Genomic DNA, 10,511 nt, shown 5'->3' on the forward strand with positions numbered 1-10,511 from the left:
TCCCTACTGCTGCCTCCCGTAGGAGTCTGGGCCGTGTCTCAGTCCCAGTGTGGCCGTTCACCCTCTCAGGTCGGCTACGCATCGTCGCCTTGGTGGGCCGTTACCCCACCAACTAGCTAATGCGCCGCAGGCCCATCCCTTAGTGACAGATTGCTCCGCCTTTCATTCTTCCGCCATGCAGCAGAAGAAATTATCCGGTATTAGCTACCGTTTCCGGTAGTTATCCCAGTCCAAGGGGCAGGTTGCCTACGTGTTACTCACCCGTCCGCCGCTAAGCTAATCAGGAGCAAACTCCCTCATAACTCCGCTCGACTTGCATGTATTAGGCACGCCGCCAGCGTTCGTCCTGAGCCAGGATCAAACTCTCCAATAAGGTTGTCCCGAATCGGCGTTAACCGTTCAGAACTTTATTGAATAAGCTGATAGCTCATTTTGAAACTGACGAGAATAAATTCTCATTTTGGAATCACTTTTATTGAAACCAATAAAGTGATTTCCGATACTCACTCGTTGTTCAGTTTTCAAAGATCAATGTCTCTTTTTTCTTCACCGCCGTTTGTCAGCGGCGACTTTTATAATATATCACGTTGCCCTCGTTTTAGTCAACCCTTTTTTTGAATTTCTTATTCGGGGCTGATTTCCGTTTGCTTCTCAGCAGTTCTCCGTGTCGGAGGGACGAGTTATAATTTAACACAGCAGTTACATATGAGTCAACTACAAATATTGGTCAGCTGTTCACGGTTGCCAGGACAACTGAAATGCTCCACAAAGCAGGCCAGCACATGGTGCTTATTAAGGGGTTTTGCCGGAGCCCGAATCCTTGCCAGCCCATTAAAAAAAGAGAGTCCATAGCCTCTCTCCAATGTAACGCCCCATATAAAAATATCAACCATTTATTATAGTTGCGCTGCATTATGTCTATCTGAAATTACATTGTGTAACGGATAACATGTCCGTCACCGGAGTCGTCAGCCCACGAAGTGATTTCTCTGACCATTGAACGGGACACCAGCTTGCGCAACACTAACGGCAGTTCAGCTTCCAGATGGCTGAGTGCAGAATGCTGCAGCAGTTCATTGATGCTCCATGCTCCTTTGCGGCTTCTTAGAATCTCCATCAGCAAAGCACAGCAATCTGCTGCCTTTGACATCAGTGCGAACTCACACGCCAGCATTATCAGTTCCACCCGCTGTTCCAGCGTTTCGGTGCTGACAGTCAATTCCTCATAAAGTTTATGCACAGGAGAATTCATGCTCTTTACTTGCTCCCAGATCGCAGGATCGGGAAAATATCCGGCCTCGCCAACCTCAATTCTAGCCCAGTGGTACAACGCCATAAGCACACAGTTGTACGCATCCATTGTGCAGCCCACTTCCAGATAACGTCTGGATTTCACATACATATGCAAAAAACGGGCGTATTCCATAAACATGATCCGCTCTTTGAGCGCCCCCTGAAAGTCGGAAATTTCGTGCCGCATCTCCCCTAGTATACCCTGGGGGTCCCAGATCACTTCGCCGGCTACCAGACTGGTAAGCAGTTCGTTGTTATCTCCGGCCATAACAGCCTTCTTCAGCTCCGACATCCGGACGTGGACAGTCTGCGTACGCTTCTCCCCGGCTATTGTATGAGTGATAATCCGCTCCCGCTCTTGTTCCTCATGCAGCATCAGTACCACCATATCATAATCGTGAAGGAGTGCGCTTTGAAAAGGAGCCTTACCCTGCTGCCGCAAAGCTACAGCACCCAGGACATTGTCATCGAACGTTTCTCCGCTCATTAGGGTCAAATTAGACAGTTCCATAATTCCCTCCATCAAATTTGGCGATTTGCGCCCCTACTGTTATCCTCGGTCTTAAATAGAAATATTCTACGTGTGGATGTCAGTTCCTTCTGGACAATCGAACTATATTTTATTGGGAGCTATAGCTCATCAAACCAAAAGCTGCTTGTTACACCTAACAAATCAGTTATTCATGCTATTATCCGGACCGTCACTGAAAACTCTCTGAACATAGCGAAAGAGGCCCCCTGAAGAGCCCCTTTCTAAGATAATGGCTATTGCGTAATTTTCTGTAAAGCTTCCCAGGCTTCCGCATTGCCGAAGCTGCGGTTCCACGCAGCAACGCCACCCAGCCCATATTCCTTGGCAAGCGCCACCCTGACATCCAGGGAGAGCTTGTCCTCAATCCATATTTTGCGAAGAACGCCTTCTTCCTTGTACTCGACATAATGCTGCCCTGCTTCCGCGTCAAGCTTGGGGATAAGCTTCTTCTCACTGATGATTTCCTGCACCGCATTCATGCTGACAGCCTTGGAGCTTACTTTGGTTTCTCCATTCTCTGTTGTTTCGGACCAGATTCGCGTATAAAGAGGTACACCCAGGACCAGCTTCTCGGCAGGCACTCCATCCTCTTCAATAATTCTGCTTACAGAATTCTCTACCCAAGGCAGCGAAGCCACCGAACCGGCCGTCGGACTCGATGCCCAATGCTCGTCATAAGCCATCACCATCATAAAATCCACTACCTCTCCCAGCGCCCTCCGGTCCAGAAACAGCGACCACATCTCACTGTTCGATTTTGGAGTGACGTCAATGGAGACGATCAGGTTCTTCGCCTGGGCCATCGGCTTAAGCTCACGCATAAACTGCGTAACATTGGGGCCATCCTTGGTATAGACATTTTCAAAGTCGATGTTGATGCCATCCAGATCATAAAGATCGGCATATTCAAGCATTTGTACAATCGTATTCATGCGTCTGTCATAGGTAGAAAGTGCTTCGGTGGTAAGATCAGCTTCAAAACTGTTGCTCAGAAGTCCCCAGACCTCCATTCCCCGCTGATGTGCCCAATCCACATAGGCTTTGTCAGCCTTTGCGCGTACATTACCATTCGTGTCAACGATACTGAACCAGGTCGGACTGGTCACATTAACCCCCGGCAATTCTCCGAACTTGGATGGATTCGGCTTATTCTCATAGACTGCTTCCCAGAACATATTGACGGGCTTGCCCTTCCAGCTACGTTCCGCACGTGTCGGTTCACTTTCCTGGGGCTCTACAGTCTTGGTGCCGGCAGAAAGTATATCCCCTGCTTTAACATATCCCGCATAACCGCTGTCCATCTGTACATACAGCCAATCCACAAAATCTGAATTCCAGACCCTGACTACATCACCCGGCGGCATATCTGCAACTATCGGCGCATGAATGGACGGTTCATTGCGCAGTGCCCGCGTCCGGTCGCCCGCTTCGCCTTTGACTTTGCCCAAAGGAACACTCTCCCCTGCAGTCATCAGCAGCACGGCACCTGTAAGGGTATCTTCATGGATTTCAAATCCGTATAGTTCTTTAAGTGTATCTGCCGGAAGATACGTAACGCCGTCCTGCTCTTCGGGCGCCAAACGTAGCTGAAGCGGCTGGTTATTGAGGCTTGCCTCTGTCGTATTCTCCTGCATATACAACAGCTCGCTCGCCGTGGTCAAAATAACTGATTTCGTCTCTTCTTCATAACGAATGGCCTCATCGACATATCCCTGTAATAACGGTAACGGCAGCAGCAGACTGTCTCCAGTACCCGAAGCCGAGTAGCCGGTAAGCTTTCCCCCTACAAAAACAGGCTGTTCCAACCCCCTCCAATCAGGATCTATATGAGAACGGTTCGGCAAAACATAAAAAACAACCCAGTATACTGCTGCTGCGATAACGGCCAATAGGACAAACCGGCGAAAACGGCTTCCGCGCTTTTTCATACGCCTGTGACTTTGTTTTCTGCTCAAAATATATCCTCCAAATAATAGAAAGTATAATGGAACGGTCAATTGTAAGTATACGTGATTAAAGCCCTTTTGGTTGCGCTATTTGACTGGTAGGTGCGGCAAAATTTAGTAAGGCCAACCTCCAGCTTCTCTGCTGCCAGGCAATAACAAAAAAACGTGAGAACCCTTACCGGTCGCCCACGTTAATCCAGTGTTCATTAGATATTTCTTGGTAACTCAGTGATGCTTGCTGCTGCAGCTTGGGCAAATCCCGTGCAGTTCCATGCGCAGTCCATGGATTTTGAAGCCGGTTGCCTGTTCAGCTCGTTCTTCCACCTCATGAAGCGACGGATAGCTGAAATCTTCAATCTTACCGCATTCCTGGCAGATGACATGGTAATGATCCGATACATTGGCATCAAACCGGCTGGAACTATCGCCGTAGGTCAGTTCGCGGACCATGCCCGCCTCCATGAACATCTTGAGGTTGTTGTATACGGTCGCTACGCTCATACTCGGAAATTGCGGCTCAAGTGCACGGTAAATATCATCTGCCGTTGGGTGATTCAGCGATTCCATCAGATAAGTAAGGATCGCATGACGCTGGGGCGTAATGCGGACACCGGTAGTTTTCAGTTGTTCCAATGCATGTTGTACGCCACTACCCATCAATTCCACCGCCTTTAAATAAAAACACAAATTTAATTCTACAGCTCATTGTAAGACCATACTTTTCCAGTTGTCAACGGAACCTTCCGTTTATATTTATTATTATATAATAAAAATTGTTTTTTTCAATATATCCTCACATTTAGGTTGCTGTTTCCTTCCACACGCAGCTTGAATTCACCATTGCCGACTGTACCGGAAATCGATTTTTTGTCGATAGTCAGGCCGGGAATCTCGGAAAATATATTGCCGTATCCGCTCGATCCCTCCACCTCATAATTCCCTTCAGCAGGCAAAGCCAAGTCGATGTCCCCGACAGCGCTGTATACATCCCAATCGCCCCCGAAATCAGCCGAACGGATACTGATCGTACCGTTTAGGGATTCCGCCTGCAGCCCTGACCTGGCTCCGTTAACCACGAGATTTCCGTTCTTACTGGACAGATTCATGTCTGCACCGCTATCCGTTGCCGAAATATTGCCTACGGCCGTTGACAGCTTCAGTGAGCCCGCTACCTCCCAGGCATCCATGCTCCCGCCGCTGGTCGCAAGTTCTACATCGCCGTTCACCGCCCTTGCCCGTACCGCACCGTTCAATGTTTTTCCTTTCACATTGCCGAAAATGCGGTGAAGGATCAGCTCACCGTTGCCCGTCTCCAAAGAGATGTCCTTAATGGCTTCTACGTTCTGCAGGGTGATGTCCCCGTTCATCGTCCGGATATCCAGATTAAAGCGGCGGTCTTCGGGCAAAGAGATATCCAGATCCATCCGCGGCTGACGCTTGCCGGATTCCCCGTAAGCCCTGCCTTGCGGAGTAATCTTGATTGTAGCCCCTTCGGCCACCTCCACAAAGGATTGCTCCGAAATCGCTTCGGCCTGCACCCCCTCCAGCTGATCAACCCACACGGTTGCCGTGATCTCCACATCCTCTACCGCAGCCCGGTGAACGAGAATGTCACCGTTGATGCCGTCAACTGTAATTTTGGAGGTGTTTAGCTCTACAGGCACAATAAGGGGCGCCTTCTCGAACCGGCTCCCTTCGGCTTCTCCGTAATCGACCGCCGCTGCAGTCAAATTCAGACTGACCTTGTTCCATACATGCAGATATTGCTCCTGCTCAGCGACCAGAAAGACACTTGCAGCAAGGATGACGGAGGACAACACTCCGCGCAAATCCATACGGGATCTCCGCCGGGGTTGACCCTTGGCTCTGCGGCGCGCAATAAAGCCGATCAGCACATATTCAATCCCCCAGAGTACAGGAATAAGCGGCCACCATTTCAGCAATTGCAGCATCCGCTCGGTCTCGTACATGGAGTCCAGAAGCAGCAGGGCGCCTACTCCGGCCAGAACGGCAGCAGCTGTATACCTGCCGACCCGGCGGGCCGGTAATCTGCCCGCCCGGCGCGTCATCCATACCTTGGAGATCTCACGGACAGCCAATAGCAGACCCCCAGCCAGCAGAGCAGCTGACACGGCTATTCCCGCATCATTCTCGATAAAGGTCTGCAGCCACAGGGGCCTCAAGCGGAACAGGAACAGCATGATACCTCCGACGAGCAGCATCAGGCCAAAGGATATTCCCGGCTCACTGATAAAGGAACGCCGCCCCTTATGCTTAACCGTATCATCTGGAAGCGCGAGGGCCTGGCTATCGTAGGCACGCAAAAGACGGTCCGCCGATTGAAGCACATCAAAAAGGTTATAAAAATAGATCACCGGAATCAGAAGTGCCAGCAAAATTAACAGCGGCACATTGATCTGCATGCCAATGGAGGAGAAATACAGCAAAGCGGAAATGTCCAGCAGGATAATAAAAATCACGGAAATCCCCTTGCGGAGAAGCCCCAGATAGAGATGTCCTGTTCCGGGTAAAAGAGCAGCGAGCAATCCTGCGAGGAACTTGCTTTTGCGGGGACGGCGTTTCTGACGACGCGGTATTATAACAGGCGCTACCTCTTCCCCGCCGCCCTCTCCTCCGGTTGCATCCGGCTGGTTCTCTGGAGTCAGCTGCAGCACAGATTCATCCTGGGATTCCGAGGTCATAAGGGTCTCCTCCTTTCAATTCATAGTTGCATTGCTGCACTTTAATTGCGCCCGCTGCGGTGAAATTCAATAAGCTCCACGCCTGGCGCTACCTCCTCGGCAGAGACAGGAACAAAACCATATTTGGTGTATAGAGCCACTGCGGGGGCATTAAGCTTGCCGGTAGATACAATAAACTGCTTCATTTCTGAATATTCGGCAAAAAGATATTCGAGCAAACTTCCGGCAACTCCCTGGCGGAAGCATTCCGGATTAACCATCATGCGTGTCACCGTCAGGCTGCCCGGTGTTTCTTCCAGCACCGCCACGGCTCCCAATAACTCCTCCTGCTCGTCATGTCGCCCGTAGAAAGCCTCTCTGGCGCTTCTCAGGATCTCCCGGGTCTCCAGCAAGGGAGGAATCTCGCGAAAGCCAATCAGTTCCGCCTCAAGACGATAGGCTTTATGCTGCAGACTCCACAATTGATCCACTGTATAATCATCCTGCAAATCCAGTCTGGTTATTATCGTTGTCATTGCCACGATCCCCTTGTATGCCGCAGCAGGGCCTGCCGTTGCCGACAAGCCCTGAGTGCAGTAGTTCCTATAGTTTATTACCCAAAAACAGGGCTTTAGGCGTTCAAAAGTTCAGCCAGCAGCGAGTTCACCAGTCCCGGGTTTGCCTTGCCCTTGCTTTCCTTCATCACTTGTCCAACCAGGAAGCCGATGGCCTTCTGTTTGCCGGCCTTGTAGTCTTCCACGGATTGCGGATTAGCCGCTACAACGGACTCCACAATCGCTTTAATGGCACCTTCGTCACTAATCTGCACCAGTCCTTGTTCTTCCACGATGACGCCCGGCAGCTTGCCGCTCTCCAGCATCTCCTTGAAGACGGTCTTGGCAATCTTGCTGCTGATCGTTCCCGCCGAAATCAGGCCGATCATCTCGCCCAGGCCCTGCGGTGTAATCTTCACTTGAGGCAGCTCCAAATTGTTGCTGTTCAGATAACCGAGCAGGTCGCCCATCATCCAGTTTGCTACTGCCTTAGCATCCTTGGTAAAGGCGAGGCTGCCCTCAAAGAAGTCCGCGAGCGGCTTCGAAGAGGTGAGCACACCGGCATCGTAGGCGGTCAGGCCGAATTCTTCAGCGTAACGCGACTTGCGTGCATCGGGAAGCTCCGGAATCGTAACGCGGATCGATTCCTTCCAGGCATCGTCAATATGCAGGACGATCAGATCGGGATCAGGGAAATAGCGGTAATCATGCGCTTCTTCTTTGCCGCGCATAGAGAAGGTCTTACCCTGGGCCTCATCCCAGCGGCGGGTCTCCTGCACGACGACACCGCCGTCATCCAGAATCTCCGCCTGGCGTACCTGTTCGAACTCCAAGCCGCGCAGCACGCCGCGGAAAGAGTTCATATTCTTCAGCTCCGCACGGATGCCGAACTCCTGCTGACCCGACGGCCGCAGGCTGATGTTCGCGTCACAGCGCATTGAGCCTTCTTCCATCTTCACATCGGAGACATCGCAGTATTGCATGATCGCGCGGATCTTCTCCAGATAGGCGCGGGCTTCCTCCGGCGAACGCAGGTCCGGTTCGGAGACGATTTCGATCAGCGGCGTACCTACCCGGTTGAAGTCCACCAACGAAGCAAATCCACCGTCTACGTGGGTCAGCTTGCCTGCGTCCTCTTCCAGATGCAGGCGGGTGATGCCGATCCGCTTGGTCTCACCGTTCACTTCAATATCGATCCAGCCGTTAAGTCCGATAGGCTGTTCATACTGCGAAATCTGATAGGCTTTGGGTGAATCGGGGTAGAAATAATTTTTGCGGTCGAATTTGCTGACATCGCCGATGGTGCAGTTCAGTGCCATCGCCGCCTTCATCGCATACTCCACCGCCTGCCGGTTCAATACCGGCAGCACGCCGGGATGCCCGAGACAGACAGGGCAGGTATGCGTATTGGGCGGTGCGCCGAATTCGGTGGAGCAGCCGCAGAAGATTTTGGACTTGGTATGAAGCTCAACGTGAACCTCCAGCCCGATGACTGTTTCGTATTTAGACATAAATGTTCCTTCTCCCTCCTTAAGAAGACCGCAAGTTAGAACTGTGGCCGGGCTTTATGATGTTCCGTATTCTGCTCGTAAGCATGTGCTACACGCAAAAGGGTAGTCTCATCGAATTCCTTGCCGATGATCTGCAGTCCAACCGGCAGTCCTTCGGCAAAGCCGCAAGGGACGCTGACGGCAGGTATACCTGCCAGGCTGACCGGAATGGTCAAAATATCATTTAAATACATGGTAAGCGGGTCCTCCGTCTGCGATCCGAGCTTGAAGGCCGTAGTCGGGGCGGTCGGTCCGATAACCACGTCATACTTTTGGAATACGTCGTCGAAGTCCTGCTTGATCAGGGTGCGTACCTTCTGTGCCTTCAGGTAATAGGCATCATAATAGCCCGAGCTAAGGGCATAGGTTCCCAGCATTATCCGGCGTTTAACTTCAGGGCCGAAGCCCTGGCTGCGCGAGCGGTGGTACAGATCCAGCAGACCGCCGCCATCATCGACTCGTACGCCATAGCGAACCCCGTCAAAGCGGGCCAGGTTGGAGGATGCCTCTGAAGAAGCCAGCAAGTAATAAGCGGCTACCGCATATTCGGTGTGCGGCAAGGAGACTTCTTCCCAGACCGCGCCCAATCCCTCCAGCACCTTGAGTGCGGCGAGCACGGATTCACGGACGGCAGGGTCTACGCCTTCGCCGATATATTCCTTCGGCACGGCGATCTTCAGGCCGCGGATATCTCCGGTCAGCGCACTGAGGTAATCAGGAATATCCACTTTCGCGGAAGTGGAGTCCTGCGGGTCATAGCCGGCAATGGCTTGCAGCACGTAGGCAGAATCTTCGACATTCCGCGTCAGCGGGCCGATTTGATCCAGCGAGGAAGCAAAGGCCACCAGCCCGTAACGCGAAACCAGGCCGTAGGTAGGCTTTAAGCCGACCACGCCGCAGTAGGAGGCCGGCTGGCGGATCGAGCCGCCGGTGTCGGAGCCCAAGGCGAAGAACACCTCGCCGGAGGCTACCGCTGCTGCCGAGCCGCCGCTGCTGCCGCCGGGAACGCGTTCCAGATCCCAAGGGTTGCGTACAGGCCCGTAGCTGGAGTTTTCGTTCGAGCCGCCCATAGCGAACTCGTCCATATTCAGCTTGCCAATCGTCACTGTATCTGCCTGGCGCAGCTTCGTCATCACGGTTGCATCGTAAATCGGCTGGAAGTTGTCCAGAAACTGGCTGGCGCAGGTCGTGCGGAGTCCTTTGGTAGAGATATTGTCCTTGATGCCAGCAGGAAGGCCAAACAGCAGGCCGCGTGCGGCACCGGAGGCCAGCTTGTCGTCCAGCGCACGCGCCGTCAGCTTGGCCTCCTCTTCATTCAGAGTTAAGAACGCATGCACCCGGCTATCGCGGGCGGCAATATTCTTGAAGGCTTCCTCGGTCAGCTCTCCGACCGAAATCTCCTTGCCTTGCAGCAGATTATGTACTTCGGGCAATCGATAGTGAAACAGACTCAATTTTCTTCCTCCTCTCAGGTGGGTTACTCCAGCACCGCAGGTACCTTGAATTGGCCTTCTTCATCCTCAGGGGCATTCAGAAGGGCGGCTTCCTGGGTAACGCTTTCCTTGACGACATCCTCACGCATCACATTGCTGACATGCAGCACATGGGTCGTGGGCTTAACATCATCCGTATTAAGCTCATTGAGTTTCTCGGCATATTGTAAAATGGCATTCATTTGTTCGGTAAAAACAGCCTCTTCTTCCGGGCTTAACTGCAGACGGGCCAGCTTGGCCACATGCTGCACATCTTTGACGGTAATGCTCATCGTAAATATCCCTCCTGTTTAAAGGGCTAAAGCGCCCGGATAACGTTTTTAATTATATTGTAGAAGCCTGGACAATTCAATGAGCTAGGAATGATAATCAGGACCACCCGTCCAACGGGTGGTTTGCTCTAGGGGTATAACCCCTTGTTGCCAAACTGCGCCTAAAGACGCTAGCCTGACCATACAATTG

At 52.1% G+C, this 10,511-nt stretch carries 8 protein-coding genes and 1 rRNA gene; all 9 read right to left on the minus strand.

All coding sequences use genetic code 11. The features are described from left to right. Positions 1-373 (minus strand): 16S ribosomal RNA (locus tag F1379_RS29265); the annotation flags it as partial. Positions 374-928: 555 nt separating this feature from the next. Next, positions 929-1,804, minus strand: coding sequence for a nucleotidyltransferase-like protein (locus F1379_RS29270; protein WP_162551318.1), 876 nt, complete (start codon positions 1,802-1,804; stop codon positions 929-931). Positions 1,805-2,058: 254 nt separating this feature from the next. Then, positions 2,059-3,753, minus strand: a complete 1,695-nt coding sequence (locus F1379_RS29275) for a glycosyl hydrolase family 18 protein (RefSeq protein WP_239004860.1) — start codon at positions 3,751-3,753, stop codon at positions 2,059-2,061. Between the two features lie 243 nt (positions 3,754-3,996). Next, complete coding sequence (locus tag F1379_RS29280) at positions 3,997-4,428, minus strand: Fur family transcriptional regulator (protein ID WP_150276012.1); 432 nt, start codon at positions 4,426-4,428, stop codon at positions 3,997-3,999. Between the two features lie 125 nt (positions 4,429-4,553). After that, positions 4,554-6,473 carry a DUF4097 family beta strand repeat-containing protein gene (locus F1379_RS29285; RefSeq protein ID WP_239004859.1) on the minus strand — a complete coding sequence of 640 codons (1,920 nt, stop codon included), beginning with the start codon at positions 6,471-6,473 and terminating at the stop codon, positions 4,554-4,556. A 41-nt stretch (positions 6,474-6,514) separates the two neighbouring features. After that, positions 6,515-6,979 carry a GNAT family N-acetyltransferase gene (locus F1379_RS29290; RefSeq protein ID WP_150276017.1) on the minus strand — a complete coding sequence of 155 codons (465 nt, stop codon included), beginning with the start codon at positions 6,977-6,979 and terminating at the stop codon, positions 6,515-6,517. A 104-nt stretch (positions 6,980-7,083) separates the two neighbouring features. Then, a complete protein-coding gene (gene gatB / locus F1379_RS29295; protein ID WP_150276013.1) occupies positions 7,084-8,517 on the minus strand; it encodes an Asp-tRNA(Asn)/Glu-tRNA(Gln) amidotransferase subunit GatB in 1,434 nt (477 codons plus the stop codon). 35 nt (positions 8,518-8,552) lie between these two features. Further along, positions 8,553-10,010: an Asp-tRNA(Asn)/Glu-tRNA(Gln) amidotransferase subunit GatA gene (gatA, locus tag F1379_RS29300; protein WP_150276014.1), complete on the minus strand. Its 1,458-nt coding sequence runs from the start codon at positions 10,008-10,010 to the stop codon at positions 8,553-8,555. 23 nt (positions 10,011-10,033) lie between these two features. Beyond that, entirely contained in the window at positions 10,034-10,321 is a 288-nt protein-coding gene (gene gatC, locus F1379_RS29305; protein ID WP_150276015.1) for an Asp-tRNA(Asn)/Glu-tRNA(Gln) amidotransferase subunit GatC, read from the minus strand. Positions 10,322-10,511: the final 190 nt, after the last annotated feature.

It is taken from the genome of Paenibacillus tepidiphilus, assembly GCF_008635795.1.
Lineage (GTDB): Bacteria > Bacillota > Bacilli > Paenibacillales > Paenibacillaceae > Paenibacillus_AQ > Paenibacillus_AQ tepidiphilus.